Raw genomic sequence first — 25,311 nt, 5'->3', positions numbered from 1 at the left:
AGAAAATTTTTTTTAGTAATATACTGAAAAACTGCATTTTTAATGAAGTTATTTTTTTATTTAAATTAAGCGAATATTTTCATAAAAAAATATCAATGGGTTTAGTTGACTTTATGAAGAATCTATTTACTCAAGAAATAGCCATAGATTTAGGTACTGCGAATACTCTTATCATGCATAACAATAAGGTGATTGTAGATTTACCTTCTATAATTGCCATAGATGTAAGAACTAAAAAAGTGTTAGCCGTCGGAGAAGAAGCCAAACAAATGCAAGGAAAAACGCATGATAATATTAAGATTTATAAGCCATTAAAAGATGGGGTTATTGCAGATTACCAAGTTGCAGAGTTAATGATAAGAGAGTTCATCCAAAAAGTTCCAGGTATAAATAAAAAATTGTTTACCCCATCCCTAACTATGGTTATTTGCATTCCATCCGGAATTACGGAAGTAGAAAAAAGAGCCGTAAAAGATTCAGCACAACATCTTAATGCAAAAGAAGTATATTTAATTGAAGAACCTATGGCAGCAGCTATTGGTTCTGGAATTTCGGTAACTAAAGCTGAAGGAAATATGATTATTGATATTGGTGGAGGAACTACAGAATGTGGAGTGATAGCTTTAGGTGGAATTGTTTGTCAAAAATCTATTAAAATAGCTGGAGATGTTTTTACTAATGATATAGCTTATTTTCTTCGTACTAAATATAATTTATACATAGGAGAAAGAACTGCAGAAAAAATAAAAATAGATATAGGTTCAGCTCTAGAAGCTATTGAAAACCCTCCGGAAGATATTCATATACAAGGAAGAGATCTTCCTACAGGAAAACCTAAAGAAATGAATATTTCTTATAAAGAAACTATTCCTGCATTGGATAAATCTATTTTACGCATTGAAGATGCAGTTATGGAAACACTTTCTAGAACCCCTCCAGAACTTGCTGCAGATATTTACAAAACAGGTATATATATGGCAGGTGGCGGTTCTCTTTTAAGAGGTTTAGATAAAAGAATTTCTAAAAAAACGGGTCTTTCTGTTTCTTTAGTAGAGGATCCCTTGAGAGCTGTAGTGAAAGGGACAGGCGTTGCTTTAAAAAATATTGATAAATTTACATTTTTAATGAAATAGAATAGGGGGGTTATATTATGCGTGAACTTTTGAATTTTTTTTTAAAATGGCGTTTTTTTATTTTTTTCATTTTTTTAGAATCCTCAGCTCTTTTTCTTTCTTTTTCAAAAAATAATTTTCCAATCTACACAGAATCTTCTAGCTTTCTTCTTGGAAAAATTTATGAAACTATTTATCGATTACGTGGTTATTTTTTATTAGAAATTGAGAATCAAAAACTTATAAAAGAAAATATAAAATTGCATCATGCATCTATTTCTTCAAAAATAAAAAAAATAACTAAAGATTTTAAAGAAGAAAATGTAGAATATTTACAACAGTATATTTATACTCCTGTAAAAATTATCAATAATAGTATTCATGAACAGGAAAATTATATAACTATTAATAAAGGAAGTTTAGATGGAATAAAAATAGATATGGGAATAATTTTATCTGATGGAATTGCAGGAATTATTATAAAAACTTCTCCACATTTTAGTATTGCTATTTCTCTTTTAAATCCAAAAATTAAAGTAAATGCCAGGTTAAGAAAAAACAAATATTTTGGAACTGTTAGTTGGGATGGATTGGACCATGAACATGTTGTTTTATATGATATTCCTAGACATTCCATTTTTTCTAAGGGAGATATTGTGGAAACAGATGGAAAATCAGCTACTTTTCCTGAGGGAATCCCTATAGGAAAAGTTTATTCTTATAGATTTGATGAAGAACATGCCAATTATGTTATAAAAGTTAAACTTTTTTCCAATTTTTCAACCATAGAAAATGCTTATGTGGTAAAAAATTTATTTAAGAAAGAATGGAATAATATTCAACTTTATAAAGTTGAACATAAATAATGAATTCTATCAAAAGTTTCCTTGTACACGTTTTTTACATTTTTATTCTTTGCTTAATTCAAATATCTATATTAAATCCTATATTTTTTGGATGGTCCACTTATATATATATACTTTTTATATTTATTTATTCCTATCATGGAAATAGATTTCTATTTTTATTTTTATCTTTTATAATAGGATGGATTATAGATCATTGTATGAATACAGGAGGAAATCATGCTTTTTCTACGACTCTTTCTGCTTTTTTTAGATTAAGATTTTTACAATTTTTTGACGGAAAAAATTATATTAATAAAAGTGATTTTTCTATTTATGAATTGCCATTTATTAGAAAAATTCTTTACATATTCTCATTAGTTCTAATGCATCATTTTTCTTTGTTTATATTAGAAATATTTAAATTTGTTCATTTTAATAAAATTATCTTATGGAGAACTATATTTAGCAGCATTTTTACAACTATTTTATGTATTATATATTTTTTCTTTAGAAAGATTAAACATTGAAAAAATTATACATATTTTATATTCTCCTAAGTTCTATAGGTTTAATTTTTATAATCAGGTTATTTTATATACAGATATATACTGAAAAGTATATTTTAAATGCATTTAATACTTCTATAAAACAAGAAATTATTATTCCTGAAAGAGGATCCATTTTTGATAGAAATAACAATTTATTAGTGTTCAATAAGTCTATTTATGAATTGATAGTGATTCCTATGCTTATAGATGAACATTTTAATATCATAGAATTTTGTAATCTTCTAGGAATAGAAAAAGATACTTTTTACAAAAATTTAGAAAAAGCAAAAGCTTATTCAAAGTATTTACCATCTGTTTTTCTTCCTTTTATTTCAAAAGAGAAATTTGCTACTATACAAGAAAAACTTTACAAGTATAAGGGGTTTGATTGGACAAAACGTTCTCTTAGAGATTACAAAGTAGAAAGCTCCGCAAATATTTTAGGATATATAGGAGAAGTGACCCAAAAAGATATCAAGAAGGAATCCAATTATTATCAAATGGGAGATTTTATAGGTTGGGCTGGAGTAGAAAAATCTTATGAAAAGATTTTAAGAGGAAAAAAAGGAGTTAAATATTGGATTAGAGATAGGAATGGATGCATTATAGGGAGTTATAACAACAAAAAAAATAATGTAAAAGCCATTAGTGGAAATGATATTTATTTAACGATTGATTGGAAATTGCAAGATTATGCAGAAAAACTTATGTATCAAAAAAAAGGAGGAATAGTCGCTATTAATCCTAAAAATGGAGAAATTTTATCCTTAGTTTCTAGTCCTATTAATAATCCTAATTTGTTTGTAGGAATTCATCGTTCTGAAGAATTTATAAAATTAATTAAAAATACAATAGATTTTCCATTATTAGATAGACCGACACAAGCTCGTTATCCTCCAGCTTCTCCGTTTAAATTATTGACGGAATTAGCTGGTCTTCAAATGGGAGTAGTAGATAAAAACACTACTTTTGTATGCTATAATGGATTTAGATACGGGAAAAAAAGAATTCATTGTCATTCTGGAATTCATGGATTACCTATAGGAGTAGAAACGGCTGTAGCTGTATCTTGTAATAATTATTTCGCACAAGTTTATAAACGTCTAATTGAAAAATATCCAAAAAATTTAACAAAAGGGGTAAATGAATGGAATGAGATTATTAAAAGTTTTGGATTTGGAAATTATTTATATAATGATTTAGCTACGGGAGAAAAAGGAGTGATTCCATCTGGCGATTATTACAATAAAAAATATGGATATACCAAATGGAATGCTCTTACAATTATTTCAAATAGTATTGGACAAGGAGAAATAAATGTTACTCCTATTCAATTAGCTAATATGGTTTGTGCTATAGCAAACAAAGGTTTTTTTTATACTCCACATATTGTAAAGTCTATTAATCATCAACCTATTTCCAATCCTAATTATACTATAGCCAAACATACTAAAGTAAAAAGTAAGTATTTCAATTTAATTATTAGTGGAATGGAAAAAGTTTTTATAATTGGAACCGGAAAAAGTTTTAGATCTTCGGATATTAGAATGGCTGGAAAAACTGGAACTTCACAAAATTTTCTTAAAGTTAATCAAAGGAGGGTACCTCTACCTGATCATTCTATTTTCATTTTATTTGCTCCTGTAGAAGACCCTAAAATAGCTATTTCAGTGATTATAGAAAATGGAGGATTTGGATCTCGTTGGGCAGGACCTATAGCTAGTCTTCTTGCAGAGAAATATATTAGAAATAAAGTACAAAGGAAAAGTCTTGAGAAAAGAATAATGACTTCAGGACTACAAAAGGTATACGATTCTATAGCAAAAATGAAAGGGATCTATTCCACTACTAATAATGCAAAAAATTATATTGATAAAAAGAAATAAAACATTACTAAGAAATATAGACTGGTATATCGTTATTCTTTATGTTTTCATGACATTTTTTGGATGTATGAACCTTTATTCTGTTTCTTCTGAAAAAGCAGAAAAACAGTTAATATGGATTCTATTAAGTCTTATTTTCATATTTGTAGTTTTTTTATTTAAACCTATACATTATAAATATTTTTCTCCTTATTTTTTCTTATTTACGTTAATTCTTTTAATTGGAGTCTTCTTTTTAGGAAAAAATGTGAATGGATCAAAATCATGGTATGTTTTTGGCTCCATTAGTTTTCAACCTTCTGAATTATCCAAGATATCGACATCTTTGATGATAGCTCATCTTATGAGTCAAGAAAATTTTCAAAAAAATAAAAAAATATTATTATATATATTTATAATAATATTACCTGCTGTTTTAATTCTTCTTCAACCAGACCCAGGTTCATCTATAGTTTTTTCCTCTTTTATTCTTACTTTGTATAGAGAGGGATTGTCTATTTTTTTCATACTTTATGCATTGATTTTAATTTTTTTGTTCATTCTTTCACTAAAAATATCACCTTGGATTCTAACCTCTTTATTATTTTTAATTTTATTATCAGTTCTTCTTAATAAAAAAAAAAGATCCATAAATGATTTATTTTTTTACCTTTTGTTTATTATCAGTTTTTCTATTTTTGTTTTTATTTCTCCACTTTTTTATCAAAAATTTTTAAAAAAACATCACAAGGATAGAATTAATATCCTATTTCAAAATGAATTTGATAGAAAATACAGAGAAAACGTAGGATATAATCTACTTTATTCCAAAACAGCAATTGGTTCTGGAAAATTTTTTGGAAAAGGATATCAAAAAGGAACCATTACAAAAGGAAAATTTTTGCCTGAACAACATACAGATTATATTTTTTGCACGGTAGGAGAAGAATGGGGGTTTATAGGAAGTGTAACCTTAATTATAGTTTATTTATTATTTATTAGTCGTATATACTTTTTATCTGAAAGACAAAAAGATCCTTTTGGAAGAATTTTTGGATATTCAGTAGGAAATATTCTTTTCATACACATCCTTATCAATTTAGGGATGGTCATGGGGTTATTTCCAACAATAGGGATTGTTTTACCTTTTTTCAGTTACGGTGGATCTTCTCTTTGGTCTTTCACCGTTTTATTATTTATTTTTATTCGATTAGACGTTTCAAATCAAACGAGTTTATTATAAATAGCATTTAATCATGAAATAATTTTTAATAAAATTTGTTTATCTTAGTAGCATTAATTATTAGGGGCTGATTTTGGAATAGACAGCAAGATTACTGATAAAGGAATGCATATCGTGTTACGTAAGGCGTTACACGTAAATACCGCGTTACAAATATAAATGGCGAAAAACAATACGCTTTTGCTGCTTAATGAAATCATTAGAGCTTAATCTGTAAGAAACAGAAGCAAAATATCTCTCAGAAATCCTCCTTATAGTTTCTGATATAGAGATACTCAAAATATAAGGATAAGAAAGCGGATGATTCTTAAGTTTTCCAATTAAATTTTGAATCTAGGATTAGATGAGGAATCCAAAGAACGATTCTAATCTAAAAAAAATAGACTTTGGATAAATATGTAGAACCCCTTTTTCGTACTTGTTTGGACGCGGGTTCGAATCCCGTCAGCTCCACTTTTCATCTGATCAATTTTTGAATTGTATTGTGAGTTCTGTTTTTTCACAAACAACAAAAAATACAATTTTTTTTCTGTAGTATTCTTTCAGGATTTTTATTAGGATTAGGATGGCCTACATATGGGAATCCTTTGTGTTTATTCATCGCTTTTGTTCCTCTATTATATATAGAAGAATCCTTTAGTCATTATTCTTTCAAAAAAATTTTTTTATGGTCCTTTCTTACTTTTTTTACATGGAACGCTCTTTCTACATGGTGGTTATCTTATGCAAAAAAACCTAATGGAGATTTTGCTATAATAGAGGCCTATTTGATTCCTGTTATGCTTAATGCTTTTTTTATGTCTATTGTATTTGCAATTTATTCGTATGTAAAAAAAAATGTTGAAGATCAAAATATAGGATATCTCTTCTTAGTTTGCATATGGATATCTTTTGAAAAAATGCACTTAGAATGGGAGTTTTCTTGGCCTTGGTTGAATCTAGGAAATGGTTTTTCTAATTATCCAGAATGGATTCAATGGTATGAATATACTGGAATTTTAGGAGGAACTCTATGGATATGGAGTGTCAATATAGGACTCATTAAATCGATTACTGAATATCAAAAAGATGATAATAAACTCACTTTATATAAAAATATTTTTATTAATGTAGGAAAAATATTTTTCCTTATTTTTATTTCAAATTATTTATATTTTAAATGTGAGGAATGGAAGGGGAAAGATCAGACTGCAGATGTTTTTATTTTACAACCAAATATTGATCCATATCACCAAAAATATAAAATTTCAACGAAAAAATTGATCAGAAAATTGAAAAAATTGATAGATAAAAAAATTCTTTCTGGGAATAAAAATTTTATTATAGCCCCTGAAACGGTATTGCCTGGATATGGTCGTAAAATTTCTATGGATCATCTAGCTAAAGATAGCTTAATTTCTATATTTAGAAATCATCTAAAAAAAAAATATCAAAAAACTGTATTTATTACAGGTATAGAATTATATGCTTTATACTATGAAAATAGTAGCAAAACATCCACTCCAATCTTTATGGAAAAGGAAAAAAAGATCCAATGGTTGGATATCTTCAATTCTGTAATACAAATAGGAACATCTGATGACAATATTGAGATTCATCACAAATCTAAATTGGTTCCGGCTGTAGAAACTTTTCCTTACAAAAGAATTCTTTTTCCCATATTAGGAAATATCTTGCTTAATTTTGGAGGGGCGGTCATGGAACATGGAAAACAGAAGGAGCCTATTGTGTTTATACATCCTGATTTAGGAATCAAGGTAGCTCCTATTATTTGCTATGAATCTATATTTGGAGAATATGTTTCTGAATTTTTCAAAAAAAATGCAGAATTTATGATCATCATTACTAATGATGGTTGGTGGGGTTTTTCACAAGGTCATAAGCAACACCTGTATTATGCACGTCTTAGAGCCATTGAAAATAGAAAATATATTGCTCGGTCTGCCAATACAGGAGTATCTTGTATTATTGATGAAAAAGGACAAATCCTTTCTTCCATTCCTTATGGAAGGGATGGGGTTTTATCCTCAAAAATTCGTCTGAATAGAAAAAAAACTTTTTATATAAAATATGGAGATTATTTTGCTAAAATTAGTATTATAACTTCTATAATAATTTTTATATATACAATAATATATCGTATGTATATAAGAAAATTGATTTTGAAATCTGGATAAAAACTGCATAGACTTCTTATCAGAATATTCTAATGAAAATTTTCCAATTTTTTTATCATATTTTTTACATGATTAGCGGATTTTTTTAAAAGATTTTTTTCTTGTTGGTTCAGTTTTAATTCTATAATTTTTTCTATTCCTGATTTCCCCAACATAACTGGAACTCCTAAATAAACATCTTTCAAATCATACTCTCCTTTTAAAAAAACAGAACATGATAAAATTCGTTTAGAATCCTTTATGATAGCCTCTACCATTTGTACTACGGAAGCGCTAGGTGCCATCCATGCTGAAGTTCCCAACAGATTTACAATTTGTTCTCCACCTTTTTTAGTTTTTTCAATAATTGCTTGATTTTTTTCTTTTGATATAAACTCTATAATAGGAATTCCTGATATAGATGTATATCTGTATAAAGGAACCATCGTATCTCCATGTCCACCTAATAATAAAGTTTGTATATCATGAGGAGAACAATTTAATTCTTCAGACAAAAAATAGCGATATCTAGCTGAATCTAAGATTCCAGCCATTCCAATCACACGAGAAGAATCCACTTTAGCTGTAAGATAGGTTACATAAGACATGACATCCAATGGATTAGAAACAATGATAAATTTTGCTTTCGGAGAGAAATGAATAGATTCTTTAGTTACAGAATGAATAATTTTTGCATTGGTATTTACTAAATCATCACGACTCATTCCAGGTTTTCTAGGGATTCCACAAGTAATAATAATTACTTCAGAATTTTTAGACTTTGAATAATCTTTGGTAAATCCAATGATATGAGTGTTTGAACCAATAATAGGAAACATTTGAGATATATCTAAACTCTTTCCTTCGGCAAATTTATCTCTTATATCTAATAAAACGATTTCATTCACGATATCTTTTTCAGCTAAAAGACTAGCACATGAAGCTCCAACATTTCCCGCTCCAATAATAGTAACTTTCATTTTTTAAACGATTAAATATTTATCTAACTTTGTAATGCTATAAATATAAACACAATTTCTATTTTTTATGAATGAGGATTTCATTAGGAGAAAATTCTATTTTAGACATATAGGTCCGTCTTTGGAAGAAATTCACAAAATGTTGAAAATATTAAAATGTAGCTCAATCAAAGAGTTAATCAATAAAACAATTCCAAAAGAAATACGTTTAAAAAAAAATTTAATTCTTCCGAATTCTATTTCGGAATATAAATATTTGAATCATATTTTTAGAATTAGCAAAAGAAATAAAGTTTTTCGTTCTTATATAGGATTGGGATATAAAAATACTATTACGCCAGCCGTCATTCAAAGAAATATTTTAGAAAATCCAAATTGGTATACTCCTTATACTCCCTATCAATCGGAAATATCTCAAGGGCGTTTAGAAGCCTTAATCAATTTTCAAACTATGATTTCAGATCTTACTTCCATGAAAATTAGTAACGCTTCTATGTTAGATGAAGGAACAGCAACAGCTGATGCGATGTTTATGATTTATAAAGAAAGCCTAAGAAGAAAACGGATAAAAAATGATCCTTATTTTTTCGTTTCAGATCAAATTTTCCCACAAACATTCTCCATCCTAAAGACTAGATGTTTTGGTTTAGGAATCAAATTGATTCAAGATTCTCATGGAAAATTAAAAAAATATCAAAAAAAAGATATATTCGGATTGCTCCTTCCATATCCTTCCTCTTTAGGAGAAATTTATGACTATACTGAAACAGTAAAATATGCAAAGGAAAAAGATATCTCTGTGATAGTCTCTGCAGATCTTTTATCTCTAACCTTATTAACACCTCCTGGAGAATGGAATGCGGATGTAGTAGTAGGATCAACTCAATCTTTTGGTATTCCTATGGGATATGGAGGACCTCATGCAGTCTTTTTTTCAACTCGTGAAAAGTACAAACGTTTTCTTCCAGGAAGAATTATTGGAGAATCTTTGGATAGAAAAAATAAAAAAGCATTTCGTATGGCTTTGCAAACAAGAGAACAACATATAAAAAGAGAAAGAGCCACTTCCAATATTTGTACATCACAAGTATTGCCTGCTATCATGGCTTCTATGTATGCTTTATATCATGGTCCAAAAGGGTTAAAAATAATAGCAGAAAATATTCATAAATGGACAAAAAAGTTAGAAAATGGATTGATCCACTCGGTTAATGGAATAGAGCAAATTAACTCCTTTTATTTTGACACTCTCAGAATAAAAATAAAAAAACCAGAAATTTTTTCTTTAGAAAAACTAAAAAAAGTAGCTGAACGCAGAAGAACTAATTTCCGATATGTAGATTTTAATCATATGACAATCACTTTAGACGAAACATCCTGTGAAGAGGATATCCATCATATTCTTTCTATATTTCATGAAGTTAATAATCACAAAATGGAAAGAAATACCTATAAATTATTTTTCAAAAAAAATCAAGAAGAAAAATATAAAATTCCTAATTCTTTAAGAAGAAGATCTAATTTTTTAACCCATTCAATTTTTCATAAGTTTTATTCAGAAAATGAACTTATGCGTTATATAAAAAGACTAGAAAGAAAAGACCTTTCTTTGACTCATTCTATGATTCCACTAGGATCATGTACCATGAAATTAAATGCATCTGCAGAATTATTTTCTCTTAGCCAGTACGAGTGGAGAAATATTCATCCTTTTGTTCCTAAGGATCAAACAAAAGGATACCAGTTTATTCTAAAAAATTTAGAAAAATACCTAAAAGAAATAACTGGATTTTCTGGAATATCTTTACAACCTAATTCAGGGGCTCAAGGAGAATATGCTGGACTGATGGTTATCAAAGCTTATCACCACTCTTTACAAGAATATAAAAGAAATGTAGCCCTAATTCCTTCTTCATCACATGGAACCAATCCTGCATCCGCGATGATGGCTGGAATGAAAGTTATCTTAATTTCTACTAAAAAAGATGGATCCATCGATAAAAAGGATTTGTTAAAGAAAGTAAAAGAAAACAAAGATTTTTTATCCACATTAATGATTACATATCCATCAACTCATGGAGTTTACGAATCTCATGTTAAGGAAATTATAGAAATAATTCACGAGAATGGAGGACAAGTTTATATGGATGGAGCCAATATGAATGCACAAATAGGATTAATGAAACCAGAAAAAATAGGTGTAGATGTATGTCATCTAAATCTGCATAAAACTTTTTCCATTCCTCATGGGGGAGGCGGTCCAGGAATGGGACCTATTTGTGTCGCTTCACATTTGCAACCTTTTCTTCCGGATCATCCCTTTCTTAAAAATGAAAAAAATAAAAAAACATTGACCGTTTCTTCTTCTCCATATGGATCTCCTCTAATTTTAACAATTTCTTATGCTTATATTCGTCTTTTAGGTCCAGATGGACTTAGAAAATGCACGGAAATATCTATATTGAATGCTAATTACATAAAAGAAAAATTAAAAAATGATTATAAAATATTATACGTTGGAAAAAATGATACAGTAGCACACGAACTGATTATAGATTGTAGAATTTTCAAATCAATTGGGATAGAAGTTATAGATATAGCCAAAAGAATGATGGATTATGGGTTTCATGCTCCTACTATATCTTTTCCTGTAGAAGGATGTATGATGATAGAACCTACGGAAAGTGAATCTAAAGAAGAATTAGATCGTTTTATTGAAACACTTATAAACATACGTAAAGAAATTAAGGAAATTGAAGGAGGTAAATTTTCTGAAAAAGAAAATGTCTTAAAAAATGCTCCACATAGTTTAGATTTATTAACAGACAACAAATGGATTTATCCTTATTCTAGAGAAAAAGCCGCTTATCCATTGAATTGGGTAAAGGAAAGAAAATTTTGGCCCTCTATTAGTAGAATCGATGATGGATACGGAGATAGAAATCTAATTTGTACATGTACTTAGTTTAGTCTAGAATGTTTTTAATTTAGAATATGGAGTGACATTCATGGAATCGAATATGTTTTTTTCGTATTTAAGTAGTCCAGTAATGGCTATCATAGCTCCATTATCTGTAGCATATTCCTTTTTTGGAAGAAAATTTCCCGTTTTTGTCTTTTTTGCAAAAAGAATAAAATGTCGTCTAATTTCATTATTAGCAGAAACTCCTCCTGCTAAAGCTACTCTAAAAATTCCTGTTTTTAAGGTTGCTTTTAACACTTTTTCCAAAAGGATTTCTGCTATAATATTCTGTGCGGAAGCACATAAATCGGACAAATTTTTTTTTACAAAAAAGGAATCTTTTTGTAATTTTTTGTTTATAAACTGTAATACCTGGCTTTTCAAACCACTAAAACTAAAATTTAATCCTTTTACTGATGGTTTAGAAAACCTAAATTTTTTAGAAGATCCATTTATAGAAAAATGATCTAATAAAGGACCTCCAGGATAAGAAAGTCCTAAAATTCTAGCTATTTTATCAAAAGCATCTCCTACGGAATCATCTAAGGTAGATCCTAATATTTCCATTTGAAAAAAATCATTAACTCTTACTATTAAAGTGTGTCCTCCGCTGATCATCAAACATAAAAAAGGGAATTCCGGGTAAGTATTATTCATATTAGCTTTTTTTATAAAATGCGAAAGTATATGTGCTTGTACGTGATTTACAGTTAATAAAGGAATTTTCAACCCCATTGATAGAGATTTTGCAAAAGAAGCACCTACTAATAAAGGACCTATTAGTCCTGGACCTAGCGTAAAAGATACAGCATCAATTTGATTTTTATTTATCCTTGCATAGGAGATAGCTTTATTTACAGCTATAATGAGAGATCTCTCATGCAATCTTGCAGCTATTTCTGGGACTACTCCTCCATATTGTTTATGAATTTTTTGACGAATTATAACATTGGATAATACACATCTATTCTTTATAAGAGAGACGGCCGTATCATCACACGAGGACTCTATTCCAATGACAATAAGTTTTTTTTTCATAAAAAAAATAACAATATCTTTAGAAATGAATCATGGATTTTTAAGAAAATTCTTTTTTAGAAAAAAAAATATTTATATCCTTTGTCTAGCTATTTTCTTATTAGGAGTAATTAGCACGACTTTTCATTATCGAAAAGAGATACAAGAAAAAATAACGGCATTTTTTGTGAAAAAAATGAATACCAATCTTTGTCAAAGAATTCGTGTGAAAAATGTGGCTATGAATCTTTTTAAAAAAGAATTTCATCTTTACGATGTTAGCATCATGGATCATCATAACTTTTATTTGATTCATTTATCAAAATGTAAAATCTCTGTAAAAAATTTCTTTCAATATTTTTTTATAAGTTCTAAATGTCTAAATATAGGAAATTTAATACTTGAAAATCCTAAAATTTTTGTCAAAAAGTATTTAAATGAAAAAGAAAACAGTTTCTTTACTCTTTTCAAAGAATTTATCCTAAATAAAAAAAACTCTATCCAAACTATTAGTTGTTCTAATTTTAAAATAAAAAATGCTCATTTAGTATATGAGGATTTAAACTCTAAAGAAAGTTACAAAAATAATTTTTCTACTTTCATAAAAAACATAAAAATAGATGGAGAAAAAAAAATAAAAGCAACTATTTTTTCTCTAAAATTAAATGGATATATAAAAAGAAAAAATTATCGCATAGAAAATTTTTTTTGTCATTTTACTTATTTTCCTTCGAAGTTAAAAATCCACAATCTTTTTCTAAAAACATCTAATAGCCATTTGAAAGGAAAAGTAATATTTTTTTATGACGATACTAAAAATGTGGATAAAAAGAATATGAGCATAAAAGGAGAAATCTTTGAAGGATCCAAATTAGGTTCTGATTTAATCAGTATATTTTTTTCAAACTTTTCTAAGAAAAAAAGTTTTCCACTCATGTTTTCCGTTCAAGGATTTATAAATGGAAAATTGAATGAAAAAATTTCTTTTTCAAAAATTTGTATAAAAAACATTCCTTTTAATAAAATATTTGCAGAAGAGATTAATATTTTTTATAATCTAAAAAAAGAATGGAGAGAGATTCAATTTTTAAAAACTGTTTTTCAAACTTCAGTTCATGAAATAAAAAAAATATTTCCATCTTCTTATCATTCTAAATTAAATCTTTTGAATTCTTTTCACCATATTCTCTCCTACAGAGGAGATTTAATTTTCAAAAAAAAATGGATGAAAATAAATGGGAACATCCATTACAAAACTTTTAAAACTCACATCTATGCTTGTATTAGTCGTACTAATAATCTAGATATTCAATATCTAGGAAGAATTTCAACAACAAGAAAAGAAAGTATTGATTCTTTAATCCCATTAAGAATCCCCTTGATTAGTCTTCCATCAGGTTTATGGATTTTCAATTTCAAAGGAATCTATAAGAATTCTTCTTTGAAAAAAAATATTCAAAATAGTTTGAATCACTTTTTTATTACCCTTTCTTTTCCTTATTCAGGAATAGAAATAAATTGTCATGGAAAAATACACAATAATTTTCAAAAATTCTTTCTAAGTATTAATACAAAAAATGAAAATCAATTTCTAAAAAAAATGAAAATCCTATTCATTAAAAATAAATTCAAAAAAAGTTTTTTCATAGATATATCCGATATAATTACCGGTTATATTCATGGAAATTTTATATGGAAAGATTTCTTGAAATCTATAAAAAAGGAGATTTCTTCTTTAAGAAAGAATCTTCATTTAAAAAATAATCCTATAATAAAAGAACAATATGCTTTTTTTCATTTTACAATTAAAAAAGGCTTTTGGAAATTGATGAATTTTCAAAAAAAAATAAAAATATTATCAGACATTCAATTATCAGGACTATACAAAAATGATGTAGTAAAAATGAGTTTTTTCACAAAAAAAATCCAATTCAGGGAAATATTAATTGATCGTTTTCATCTTAAAATAAATTCCTTTATAAAGAATAAAATCCAATTATATATAAACAAAATATCCTTTAATAATTTTTTATCTAAAAAAATAGATCTTTCCATTTTTGATAAAAAAAACTTTTTAATAATCAATTTAAATTTTTTTTTCAAATTCAAAAAAAAAGAATTTCAAAAACAAACACTAAATTTTCTTTTTAAAAAAATTAATTCTAATAGGAATTCTTTGATTTTTTTTATACTTCCTTCGAAATTGAATATCAATGGATATGAATGGTTTATGATCAATCAAATGAATAGGAATATAGGGAAAATAAAAATAGACTTAGAAAATAAAAAATATATCATTGATAATATGATATTTTCATCAGATAATGATAATGAAAAAATTATCATAAAATCTTATTTTCATAAAATAAATGATATTAAATTTCAAATATTATTGAAAAATATTCAATTAAAAAAAATACTTCCAAAAAAATACTTAATGGTAAATGGTTGTGCAAATGGCATTTTTGTTTTTAAAGTGCGCCTAAACAAAATTGAACCCAATAATATAAATATCAATATTAAAAATATTTCAATTGAAAAAAAGGTTATTGGAAATTTTTATATTCGTTCTAAAAATAATTCTGAAATTCATGGGATATTGAAGAATAAAGACTCTTCTGAAATTTTTTCATTATCTGGAAATATTAATAACGAATTACAAAAAAAATATAAACTCAATTGGAACGTAAGTATTAAAAATTTCAACATAAGTGATTTCCCTTTTTTCTGGAAAGAAATGGATAGTGAAGCTAGAGGTTTTATTTCAGGAAAAATACAAATTTTTGGAAAATTAGATGATCCGCATTATTTTGGAAAATTAGAACTTAAAAAATTTGGAATAAAAATAAATTCTATAAACACAGATTATGAAATGATCAGTCCAGCTTATATAAATCTTTTTTATAAATCCTGCATTTTAAACACATTTTCTTTTAGAGACGTAAAATACAATACAAAAGGATGCATAAATGGAATTTTTTTACATAAAAATTTTTTGAAATGGAATGGATATTTATCTATAGATACCCAAAAATTACTTGTTTTAAATACAAAGAAAAAACCCCATACATCTTTTTTTGGAAAGATTTTTTCTAAAGGAAAAATTCAAATAATAAAAAAAAATGATGATGTAAACATTTGCATGGAAAAAGGAAATATTTTAAGTTCTTCTCATTTATATATTAATCCAAATGGATCTTCCAAAGATCAAAAAAAAGATTTTGTTGAATTGATGGATCCTAATATTCATACAAATAAGGAAATAAAAAGAATTGAAAATAAAGAGGCCTCCCTATCTTTAAACATAAAAACAGATATAGATGAAAAAACAAAAGTATCCATATTATTAGACGATAATTTAGAAAATTTTCTGGAATTAAGAGGAAAGGGTTTTCTTCTTTTAGAAAAAAACCAAAAAAGAAGTCCAAATAAGTGGAAAATATTTCGTTACGGATGGACTCTATCATTTTTCAAATCAAGAAAAAATTCCAATTATGAAATTGGAAAAAGATTTAGAATAAAGCCAGGAGGTTTAATTACTTGGACTAATAATTTTAGTTATTCTAATATTAATTTAATAGCCTATTATACTAAATATGTATCTAACATAATAGAATATATGGACTTATCCAATTATTATCCGAACTATGAAAATCTAATATTGACAGAATTAAGAATGAATTTTCATGGAAAAATGCAGAAGCCTAATATAAGTCTGGATATTATTTTTCCGAAAATCCATGAAGAAATCAGAAAAAAATTATCAAATAAATTAAATTCTAATGAAGAAAAAACTATTCAATTTTTATCTATTTTAACCATAGGAAGATTTTTTTTAAATAATTCTATAAAAAAAGACTTTTTGCATTCCTATGCTTACAATATAATTTTAAAACAGTTAGGAAACATTTTATCAGAAATTAATCAATCATTCAACATTAATTTCGAATTTTTCAAGGATAAGAAAAATAGATCTAATAGTTTCCTTTCTTCAATATATTATGAAATTAATGATCGTTTTTTTATAAAAAGTAATTTAGGTTTTATTTTAAAAAAAATGAAACAAGAAAAAATAAGTTACCTAGGTATAGGAGATATTCAATTGGATTTAGATATCCACCGTACTAAAAATAGAAATTTAAAACTTATTCTTTTCTCTCGTCCAGAAAACTTTCTTCTTTCCAAAAAAGTTCTATTTCTCAAATTTATGGAAGCGGAATTATTTATACCATCTCTTCGGAAGATTTATTGAAAATTATCAGAGGAATATTTTATAGATAGGAAAATTTTTCTATAAAAAGAATAAAAAAATATCTTGAAAAAGAAGGAAATACATCTTAAAAAGAAAGTTTTGTATCTTGGTATTTTTAATACCTTTATCCAAAAAGAAAAAATATATAACAATGATTCTAAGATATAATACAGATGAAATAGACAATACCATTGTCAGAAAACTGAATATAAATGCTAGAACCCCGTATACTGAAATCAGTAAACAAATAAGCGAAGAAATTAAACCCTTATCCGTTGGAACTGTTCATGTAAGAGTTAAAAAATTGGAAGAAGCTGGAATCATAAAAGGAAGCACTTTGATAATAGGCTATGAATCATTAGGGTTTCATCTAATTGCTTTTGTGGGAATCTTATCAGATTCTCGCGAATCAAAATTAGTCAAAGAAGAACTAAAAAAAATTCCTAATATTGTACAATTATATATTACTTCCGGTAAATATAATCTTTTTTGTAGAATTATAGCTAGGGATCCTTCAGATGCTAGAGATGTTATTTCTAAAATTGGAGAAATAAAAGGAGTACTTAGAACAGAATCTACTATTTGTTTAGAAGAAAGCATTAATGATGAAAATAGATTACTTTCTAACATCTTACAAAGACAAAAACCCTCTTATAAGAAAAAAAAACATAATCGTAATTATACGATTAGAGACATAAAATCCAATTAATAATTAATTTGAAAATATAGAAAACTTTCTTTGTCATGTTTTAGTATTATTATGATATTTTTTCATCCTTCCAAAAAAAGGAAATGGCTAAATTCTTAAGATTTTATACACATAAAAATATCGCAGATAAGATTTTTTTTACTCTTATTGCAATCTTATCATTAACATTTTTTTTTCCAAAAAAAGAGATTTTTAAATCTGAATTTTCTAAAGGGGAAATTTGGAATCACGAAGACTTATTTTCTCCATTTCATTTTATCGTTCCAAAAAATACACGAGATATTTCTTTGGAAATAAAGAAATTAGAAGAAAATAAAAATCATTATTTTGATGAAAAACAACATGTAATTAGAAACAATAAAAAAAAATTAAAGAAAATTTACTTCATAAGAAAAAATAAATTCTTATATAAAAAATCTCGTGAGATTATAAAGACCGTATACCGATATGGATATTTAGATTCTAAACTTTTTCCTAAGAATAATCTTTTTATTTTTTACAAAAAAAACAAATATGGGATTCCCGTATCGTCTAATAATATTTACACTTCTCAAAAAGTAAATAATCTTCTTGACAAGAAAATAAAAAATAACTATCGTTTAAAAAGAACATTAAAAAAAATGATAGTTACAAATCTTTCTTATAAAAAAGACTATACGGAAAAGGTTTTTCATGAAAAAATTAAATCCATTATTAGAATAAAACGAACTATTGCCAAAGGAGAAAAAATTATTAGAAAAAATGAGGTCATCGATGGAGAAAAGTTTCAAATTTTATCCTTGTTTAGAAAGGAATATGAGACTAAAGTATGGAATAAAAAAAAGGACTATGGTTTAATTTTAGGATATTTTTTAATAATCAGTACAATATTTTCGATACTGCTTTTATATCTTTTTTATTTTCAAAATAAAATATTTCAAAATAACAGAAAAATAAATTTTTTGATAATTAATATATTATTAATATCGTCAATAACAATTATAACCTTAAAATATCATTCTAAAATATTATATCTAATTCCTTTTTGCATTCTTCCCATAAGCATTCGTGCCTTTTTTAATCTAAACTTGAGTCTTATTATCCATTTGACAACAATTTTACTATTATCCTTAATTACGCCAAATAGTTTCGAATTTATCTTTCTTCAAGTTATTACAGGCTTTTTAGTCCTGTTAACAAAAAAAAATATTTATAAAATGGCTAACCTATTTATTGCGGTAGGAAAAATAACTATTACTTATATGATCACTTTTTGTTCTTTAACTTTGATACGGAAAGGATCTTTAGAAAGTATTTCCTTGTATCCTTTTTCCTTATTTTTTTTTAGTGGGGTGTTGACTTTATTTGTTCATCCCTTGATATTTCTTTTCGAAAAATTATTCAATCTGACTTCAGATATTTCCTTATTAGAACTTTCCGATACTAATACCCCTATTTTAAGATTGCTTTCTCAAAAAGCTCCAGGAACTCTTCAACATGTTTTAACAGTAGCGAATATAGCAGAAGAAGCCGCTGTTTCTATTGGAGCTAATTCTTTATTAACAAGAATAGGAGCCATTTATCATGATATAGGAAAAATAAAAAATTCTATTTTTTTTACAGAAAATCAACATAACCTCCTACTAAATCCTCATGAAAAACTAAGTCCAAAAGAAAGCGCAAAAATTATTTTGGAACATGTTACAATTGGAATAGAATTAGCAAAAAAATATCATTTACCTGATACCATTACGGATTTTATACGCACACATCACGGAAATAGTATTATTCATTATTTTTATGAAAAGCAAAAAGAAAAATGTCCAAATATGATGGTAGATGAAAAACAATTTCAATATTCTGGACCTAAACCATTTTCTAAAGAAACAGCTATTTTGATGATATGTGATTCTATAGAAGCGGCCTCTAAAAGCATAAAAAATCCATCTAGAAAAGATCTAGAAAATTTAGTAGAAAATATTATTAATAAACAGAAAAAAGAAAATCAATTTTCTAATGCAGACATAACTTTGAAAGAAATAGAAAAAATAAAACAAGTTCTTAAAAAGAAATTGATAAATATTTATCATACTAGAATAGAATATCCTACCTAACTAAATAATCAATAAATCTATCTGGATAGATTTGTTTATTAAATGGATCTATTTTAGATTTGTAGAAAGATTTCTTGGAGAGTTGCCGGAGTGGTTAACGGAACAGTTTGCTAAACTGTCGGTATGATAAAAAAATACTGCGTGGGTTCGAATCCCACATTCTCCGCAAAAAAAACGGGGTATAGCGTAGTTTGGTTATCGCGCCTGGTTTGGGACCAGGAGATCGTAGGTTCAAATCCTGCTACCCCGACTTATGGTTTGTTTTTTGTAGATCACGTAGCTCAAATGGATAGAGCAACTGCCTTCTAAGCAGTCGGTCGCAGGTTCGAATCCTGTCGTGATCACTTTTTCTGTTCTTCAAATGTTTTTTTAGATACTTTTTCTTTTAACACTTCATCTATCATCCCGTATTCTTTAGCCTCTTCAGAAGTCATCCAGTAATCTCTATCAGAATCTTTTTCTATTTTTTCTATAGGTGATCCAGAATGAATGGCAATAATTTCATAAAGTTCTCTTTTTAATTTTAAAATTTCACGAACTGTAATTTCAATATCTGAAGCTTGTCCATGTGTCCCACCCATAGGCTGATGAATCATCACTCTAGAATGTTTTAATCCAGATCTTTTATTTTTTACTCCAGCACAAAGCAAAACAGCGGCCATGGAAGCCGCCATTCCTGTACATATAGTTGCTACATCTGGTTCAACAATTTGCATTGTATCATATATTCCCAATCCAGCATGGACATCTCCTCCTGGAGAATTAATATAGATTTGTATATCCTTCAAAGAATCTACAGATTGCAAAAACAACAATTGTGCTTGTACAATATTGGCTACTTGATCTTCTATAGGAGTTCCTAAGAAAATAACACGATCCATCATTAAACGAGAAAAAACATCCATTTGAGCTACATTTAATTTACGTTCTTCAACAATATAAGGAGTCATCAATTTAATATATTGATCAATAGTTAAACTATTGATTCTTTGATGTTTTATTGCGTATTTCTTAAATTCTTCTGAATGTTTTTTATGATAGTCCATATCTTTTATATAGGATTCCATCAAATTTACTCATAATTACTTACTATATATTCATCTCCTGGATAAAAAAATTCATACAATAAAAAAAATAAAAAATTGGACAAAAAAAAAGCAGAAATTAGAAACCGAATTTTGATAAAAAAATTGAATTTGTACAAGAAGTTAGTTATTCAAACTATAATCTATTTTATAGGATCTATTTTTCCCAAGATTATTAATTATGCTTTTTTAAAATTTTTTACGAAATCTTTAAGAAGAGAAGAATTTTCTCTTTATACGGATATGTATGCTCTATCCTTCCTAGTCATAGGATTTCTTTCTTTTGGATTAGAAAATACCTATTTCAGGTTTCTATCTAAAAAAGACCACAACAAGGAAGTCGTTTTTCAACAGGCTTTTTGTCCAATTTTTGATAACTTCTTTTTTTTAATATTTTCAGTTAATTCGATAAAATATTTAGTTTCTATTGCTGGATATAAAAATCATCCAGAATATTTTTTCATGTTTTTTTTAATTATATTTTTTGACACTATTTGTATTCTTCCTATGGCTTGGCTTCGTGCTAATGAAATGGCTTTAAAATACACTACAATAAATGTTATAAATATATTATTGCAATCCTCTATGATAATATATATGTTTTCTTTTTATCCCCAAAAAATACTTTTTTTCTTCTATTTTGAGTTAGTTAATTCTTTTACAGATAAAACAGGCTACATTTTTTTTGCAAATATGATTTCATCTCTAAGCAATTTTCTTTTAATTACGCCTATCCTTTTTAAAAAAGTTACCATAAAAAAGTTTAATAAAATTCTTGCCAAAAAGATGTTAAATTATGGAATTCCAATTATGCTTGGAACTATAGCTTTTTCTATTAATGAAAATCTTGATAAAATTCTGATTAAAAGATGGCTTTCTGATGAAATAAATGGGGCCTATTCTGCTTGTTACAAAATAGCGTCTTTTATGAGTTTATATATTCGTGCATTTCGATTAGGGATCGAACCTTTTTTTTTAAAAAATCTGAAGATGCTGATGCAAAATATTTTACGAAAAATTACCTATTTCTTTATCATATTTGGTTTAATATTTTACGTATTAATATGTGGAAATCTTTCTATTCTTATAGAATTTTTAATTGATAAAAAATATCATCTCGCCATCTCTATTATTCCAATAGTAATGATGGGAAACCTATTTCTAGGGATATATACAAATTTATCCATTTTCTACAAAATTATAGATAAACCTATTATTGGAACTTATATCTCTTTAGTAGGAGTGTTGATCACCATTTTATTTAATATAGTGTTCATCCTAATTCCTCATAGCAGTTTTATGATTCCTGCTTGGGGAACACTTGCTTCTTATGGAAGTATGGTTTTAGTTCTATATTTTTGGGGGAAAAAAAATTTTCTTAAATTTTGCATAAAAACTTGGAATATTGTCCTTCACTTATTATTTGCCCTTTTTTTAGTGGGATATATGGTTAATCATGAAAATAGGATAGAGATTAGCATTTTTTTACAATTTTTGTATGTAATTATTGTCTTCTTATTCGAAAAAAATAATTTAAAAAATAAATAGAAAAATAAATTTTGCATAAAAAAAATAATCAATACTCATACGTTTTAGAAGCGAATATTGAGAAATCCATATACATAAATTTCTTGGGAAGAAAATTAATCCCAACGGGCCTTTATGTTGAATTTTATAAACTTAAAAGAAAAAATTTTTTATTAAAAGAAAATTAATAAAGACTGTAACTATTTTTTTTATTCATTTTTCGGAAAAAAAAAAATAATCCGTAAAAAATGAATATATCTATAGAGAAATACAAATAGTTATAATAAATCTTTCTTTAAAATCAATTCTCATTAAACCTTATCAAAAAATAGCTATAATGGAAATTTATCAAAAAAATGAAATAAAGTGGAAAAAATGCTCCATTCTCAATCAAAGTATAAGAGGAGAAAATAGTTTTGGAAGTACCGGAATATAAAAAAATGGATCTTGATCTAACTTATTTCATTTGATTATGAAAATCATAATTCCTATGGCCGGAGAAGGAAGCCGTCTCCGTCCACATACTTTAAATACTCCTAAACCATTGATTCCTATTGTAGGAAAACCGATCTTGAAAAGACTAATAGAAAGTTTTTCTAGATTTATTGAAATTTTTTCGATAGAAGAAATAGTTTTCATTATAGGAGATCTAGGAAAAAAAATAGAAAAACAATTAATAAAAATTTCTAATGATATAGGACTCCCTGGTGTTATATATTATCAGGAAAAACCACTAGGAACTGCAGACGCATTACTTAAGGCAAAAAAGTCTTTAAATGGACCTATAATTATCGCTTTTTCTGATACTTTATTTCACCATGAAAAATTTCGAATAGATGCGAAAATAGATAATATCATCTGGACAAAAAGAGTTAAAAATCCTCACTTATTTGGGATTGTAAAATGCGCCCCCTCAGGTTTAATTACTCATTTTATGGAAAAACCAAAAAATAATGTATCTAATTTAGCTATTATTGGCATATATTATTTTAAAAACAGTTCTCTTTTAGAACAAGAATTACAATATCTACTAGATCATAATATTAAAAATGAAAAAGAATATCAATTAACTTCAGCCCTAGAAAATATGAGAAAGAAAGGGATTCCATTTTCTAGTAAAGAAGTTCAGGAATGGATGGATTTTTGGAAATCCAAAAAAATTATTTCTTCCAATTCTAAAATATTATCTCTTGAATCCAAAAAAGAAGAATTAATTCACAAAAAAGCAATTATAAAAAACAGTGTAATAATCAAACCTTGTTTTATAGGTGAGAATACTACTATTGAAAATAGTATCATTGGTCCTTATGTATCAATAGGAAAATTTACGAAGATAAAAAATAGTAATATTGAAAAATCAATTATTCAAGATCATACAAAAATTATATATGCGAATATTTCTAATTCTATGATTGGGAATCACACTTCTTATATAGGAAAAACAAAAAAAGTTAATTTAGGAGATTATTCTATTTTAAATTTTTAGTTCAAAAATTTCAGGTAAAATTTCTGTATAAATCTGATTAAAAATAATTTTTTTATATTTGGAATAAAATTTCCATGTCCATGGGTTTTTTTGTTATTTTTACTATACTACTTGGAACATTTGGAACCACAGAAATTGTGGTCATTGTTATTCTTGCACTTTTACTTTTCGGTGGTAAAAAAATACCAGAATTAATGAAAGGATTAGGTACAGGATTGAAAGAGTTCAGAAAGGCTTCTGAAAACGAAAATTTAGAAGAATAGAACTTTATTTCATTTTCTGTTTGTTTATTTATTAGCACTTTTTACCAACTAATAATGACAACAATAAGAAATATTATGTTTTTTCTACTCATCTTAAAAAGTCTGATTATACAATCAGCCTCAAAACCATTGGTGGAACAAAAAAGTGTAATGAATTATAAAAATGCTCCTATTAAGAAATTCGATTTAAATCACATTTATATAGAAAATCTATGGAAAAAAATTTTTTTTCCAAAAAAAAAATCTTTATCTGGAAGAAAAATTTCACATAAAAAAAATATCATTATTACCAATATAGAAACAGAGGAACTAAGATCAAGAATAAACAATCTTAATCAGAAATCTCAAATAAAAATACTCAAATATAACACCATTATACATGCTTCTGTAGAGAGTTATCTTCGAATGGGAAAATATATAGGAAAAATTCTTTCATTATCTGATTATTATTTCCCTATGTTCGAAGAAAAACTTGAAACCTATCATCTTCCTAAAGAGTTAAAATATATTGCCATTGTAGAATCCAATCTAAACTCCACTATTACATCTAAAGCTGGTGCTCAAGGCATTTGGCAATTTATGTCTGAAACAGGAAAAATCTATCATTTAGATATCAATCACATTTATGATGAAAGAAATGATCCTGTTAAATCTACAGAAGCAGCTTGTAGATATTTTAAACACTTGTATAATAAAATGGGAAACTGGGAATTAGTTTTAGCTGCCTATAATGCTGGACCAGGGACGATAGAAAAGATTATACAACGACATAAAGAAAAAAAAGACTTTTGGAGTTTATGGGAATTTCTCCCAAAAGAGACAAAAAATTATATTCCAAAATTCATTGCTATTAATTATGTGATGAATTATTACAAAGAACATAACATTCCTTCTTATTCACGTTTTCATCTTAAATATAAAGAGACAGGATTAGTCTCTATAAAAGAAAAAGTCTCTTTAAGATCCTTATCTTCTGCATTAAATGTTTCCTATCAAGATTTAAAATTTCTCAATCCACAATATCTTGTAGATATTATTCCTATTGGAGAAAAATTTTTTCTAAGATTGCCCAGAATCAAAATTTCTCTTTTTAAAGAGAGAGAAAGAGAAGGTTTTTTTCAAAAAAGAAAAATTAATTTTTGATAAAAGTGTGGAATAGTTATGT

At 26.7% G+C, this 25,311-nt stretch carries 16 protein-coding genes, 3 tRNA genes and 1 other RNA gene; 17 read left to right on the top strand and 3 right to left on the bottom strand.

Annotated features, from left to right (window positions below; translation table 11 throughout):
* The first annotated feature begins 95 nt into the window (after positions 1-95).
* From BLBBOR_RS03090 to lnt, 6 genes are all read left to right on the top strand, one after another.
* Entirely contained in the window at positions 96-1,133 is a 1,038-nt protein-coding gene (locus BLBBOR_RS03090) for a rod shape-determining protein (protein WP_015370974.1), read from the top strand.
* Positions 1,134-1,150: 17 nt separating this feature from the next.
* On the top strand, positions 1,151-1,978 hold the full coding sequence (gene mreC, locus BLBBOR_RS03085) for a rod shape-determining protein MreC (RefSeq protein WP_015370973.1): 828 nt from the start codon (positions 1,151-1,153) through the stop codon (positions 1,976-1,978).
* Between the two features lie 505 nt (positions 1,979-2,483).
* The gene (mrdA, locus tag BLBBOR_RS03075) at positions 2,484-4,394 is read left to right on the top strand and encodes a penicillin-binding protein 2 (RefSeq protein ID WP_015370971.1); all 1,911 of its coding nucleotides are present in this window, start codon (positions 2,484-2,486) and stop codon (positions 4,392-4,394) included.
* Entirely contained in the window at positions 4,378-5,616 is a 1,239-nt protein-coding gene (gene rodA, locus BLBBOR_RS03070; RefSeq protein WP_045118265.1) for a rod shape-determining protein RodA, read from the top strand. The genes mrdA and rodA overlap by 17 nt, the downstream gene beginning before the upstream one ends.
* A 63-nt stretch (positions 5,617-5,679) precedes the next feature.
* Positions 5,680-6,072: a transfer-messenger RNA gene (gene ssrA / locus BLBBOR_RS03240) on the top strand.
* Between the two features lie 35 nt (positions 6,073-6,107).
* A complete protein-coding gene (gene lnt / locus BLBBOR_RS03065) occupies positions 6,108-7,793 on the top strand; it encodes an apolipoprotein N-acyltransferase (RefSeq protein WP_015370969.1) in 1,686 nt (561 codons plus the stop codon).
* 29 nt (positions 7,794-7,822) lie between these two features.
* Here lnt and mdh read toward each other — a convergent pair whose 3' ends face one another.
* Complete coding sequence (mdh, locus tag BLBBOR_RS03060) at positions 7,823-8,752, bottom strand: malate dehydrogenase (RefSeq protein ID WP_015370968.1); 930 nt, start codon at positions 8,750-8,752, stop codon at positions 7,823-7,825.
* A 67-nt stretch (positions 8,753-8,819) separates the two neighbouring features.
* Between mdh and gcvP the strand changes: the two genes are divergently transcribed.
* Complete coding sequence (gene gcvP, locus BLBBOR_RS03055) at positions 8,820-11,717, top strand: aminomethyl-transferring glycine dehydrogenase (protein WP_015370967.1); 2,898 nt, start codon at positions 8,820-8,822, stop codon at positions 11,715-11,717.
* A 6-nt stretch (positions 11,718-11,723) separates the two neighbouring features.
* Here the strand turns inward: gcvP and tsaD are convergent, their stop codons facing one another.
* Positions 11,724-12,752: a tRNA (adenosine(37)-N6)-threonylcarbamoyltransferase complex transferase subunit TsaD gene (tsaD, locus tag BLBBOR_RS03050; RefSeq protein WP_015370966.1), complete on the bottom strand. Its 1,029-nt coding sequence runs from the start codon at positions 12,750-12,752 to the stop codon at positions 11,724-11,726.
* A 25-nt stretch (positions 12,753-12,777) separates the two neighbouring features.
* Between tsaD and BLBBOR_RS03045 the strand changes: the two genes are divergently transcribed.
* The 6 genes from BLBBOR_RS03045 to BLBBOR_RS03020 all read left to right on the top strand — a co-directional run bounded on the left by BLBBOR_RS03045 (position 12,778) and on the right by BLBBOR_RS03020 (position 20,129).
* The gene (locus tag BLBBOR_RS03045) at positions 12,778-16,983 is read left to right on the top strand and encodes a translocation/assembly module TamB domain-containing protein (RefSeq protein WP_158320638.1); all 4,206 of its coding nucleotides are present in this window, start codon (positions 12,778-12,780) and stop codon (positions 16,981-16,983) included.
* Positions 16,984-17,134: 151 nt separating this feature from the next.
* Complete coding sequence (locus BLBBOR_RS03040) at positions 17,135-17,692, top strand: Lrp/AsnC family transcriptional regulator (RefSeq protein WP_015370963.1); 558 nt, start codon at positions 17,135-17,137, stop codon at positions 17,690-17,692.
* Positions 17,693-17,775: 83 nt separating this feature from the next.
* The gene (locus BLBBOR_RS03035; RefSeq protein ID WP_015370962.1) at positions 17,776-19,785 is read left to right on the top strand and encodes an HD family phosphohydrolase; all 2,010 of its coding nucleotides are present in this window, start codon (positions 17,776-17,778) and stop codon (positions 19,783-19,785) included.
* A gap of 76 nt (positions 19,786-19,861) precedes the next feature.
* Positions 19,862-19,951, top strand: a tRNA-Ser gene (locus BLBBOR_RS03030).
* A 9-nt stretch (positions 19,952-19,960) separates the two neighbouring features.
* Positions 19,961-20,035: transfer RNA gene (locus tag BLBBOR_RS03025), tRNA-Pro, on the top strand.
* A 20-nt stretch (positions 20,036-20,055) separates the two neighbouring features.
* Positions 20,056-20,129 (top strand) — tRNA-Arg (locus BLBBOR_RS03020).
* Here BLBBOR_RS03020 and clpP read toward each other — a convergent pair.
* On the bottom strand, positions 20,127-20,831 hold the full coding sequence (gene clpP, locus BLBBOR_RS03015; RefSeq protein WP_045118264.1) for an ATP-dependent Clp endopeptidase proteolytic subunit ClpP: 705 nt from the start codon (positions 20,829-20,831) through the stop codon (positions 20,127-20,129). The genes BLBBOR_RS03020 and clpP overlap by 3 nt on opposite strands.
* Positions 20,832-20,927: 96 nt before the next feature.
* On the opposite strand from clpP, the gene BLBBOR_RS03010 reads away from it, so the two are divergent.
* From BLBBOR_RS03010 to BLBBOR_RS02990, 4 genes are all read left to right on the top strand, one after another.
* Positions 20,928-22,418 carry a lipopolysaccharide biosynthesis protein gene (locus tag BLBBOR_RS03010; protein ID WP_235043222.1) on the top strand — a complete coding sequence of 497 codons (1,491 nt, stop codon included), beginning with the start codon at positions 20,928-20,930 and terminating at the stop codon, positions 22,416-22,418.
* 451 nt (positions 22,419-22,869) lie between these two features.
* Complete coding sequence (locus BLBBOR_RS03000; RefSeq protein ID WP_015370959.1) at positions 22,870-23,883, top strand: sugar phosphate nucleotidyltransferase; 1,014 nt, start codon at positions 22,870-22,872, stop codon at positions 23,881-23,883.
* Between the two features lie 74 nt (positions 23,884-23,957).
* A complete protein-coding gene (locus BLBBOR_RS02995) occupies positions 23,958-24,146 on the top strand; it encodes a twin-arginine translocase TatA/TatE family subunit (protein ID WP_015370958.1) in 189 nt (62 codons plus the stop codon).
* Between the two features lie 54 nt (positions 24,147-24,200).
* Complete coding sequence (locus BLBBOR_RS02990; RefSeq protein ID WP_015370957.1) at positions 24,201-25,289, top strand: lytic transglycosylase domain-containing protein; 1,089 nt, start codon at positions 24,201-24,203, stop codon at positions 25,287-25,289.
* Positions 25,290-25,311 lie beyond the last annotated feature (22 nt).

The sequence above is a fragment of the Blattabacterium sp. (Blatta orientalis) str. Tarazona genome (genome assembly GCF_000334405.1).
Classification (GTDB): domain Bacteria; phylum Bacteroidota; class Bacteroidia; order Flavobacteriales; family Blattabacteriaceae; genus Blattabacterium.
The sequence above is the reverse complement of the archived record's forward strand: the minus strand, read 5'-3'. Positions and strand labels throughout refer to the sequence as shown.

What these genes read in the sequence shown, in the direction of transcription:
- mreC (WP_015370973.1), top strand. Translation starts at nt 1,151, where the DNA reads ATGCGTGAACTTTTGAATTTTTTTTTAAAATGGCGTTTTTTTATTTTT.
- clpP (WP_045118264.1), bottom strand. Translation starts at nt 20,831, where the DNA reads ATGGACTATCATAAAAAACATTCAGAAGAATTTAAGAAATACGCAATA.
- BLBBOR_RS03045 (WP_158320638.1), top strand. Translation starts at nt 12,778, where the DNA reads ATGAATCATGGATTTTTAAGAAAATTCTTTTTTAGAAAAAAAAATATT.
- BLBBOR_RS02990 (WP_015370957.1), top strand. Translation starts at nt 24,201, where the DNA reads ATGACAACAATAAGAAATATTATGTTTTTTCTACTCATCTTAAAAAGT.
- BLBBOR_RS03090 (WP_015370974.1), top strand. Translation starts at nt 96, where the DNA reads ATGGGTTTAGTTGACTTTATGAAGAATCTATTTACTCAAGAAATAGCC.
- BLBBOR_RS03040 (WP_015370963.1), top strand. Translation starts at nt 17,135, where the DNA reads ATGATTCTAAGATATAATACAGATGAAATAGACAATACCATTGTCAGA.
- gcvP (WP_015370967.1), top strand. Translation starts at nt 8,820, where the DNA reads ATGAATGAGGATTTCATTAGGAGAAAATTCTATTTTAGACATATAGGT.
- BLBBOR_RS03035 (WP_015370962.1), top strand. Translation starts at nt 17,776, where the DNA reads ATGGCTAAATTCTTAAGATTTTATACACATAAAAATATCGCAGATAAG.
- BLBBOR_RS03000 (WP_015370959.1), top strand. Translation starts at nt 22,870, where the DNA reads ATGAAAATCATAATTCCTATGGCCGGAGAAGGAAGCCGTCTCCGTCCA.
- BLBBOR_RS02995 (WP_015370958.1), top strand. Translation starts at nt 23,958, where the DNA reads ATGTCCATGGGTTTTTTTGTTATTTTTACTATACTACTTGGAACATTT.
- tsaD (WP_015370966.1), bottom strand. Translation starts at nt 12,752, where the DNA reads ATGAAAAAAAAACTTATTGTCATTGGAATAGAGTCCTCGTGTGATGAT.
- mdh (WP_015370968.1), bottom strand. Translation starts at nt 8,752, where the DNA reads ATGAAAGTTACTATTATTGGAGCGGGAAATGTTGGAGCTTCATGTGCT.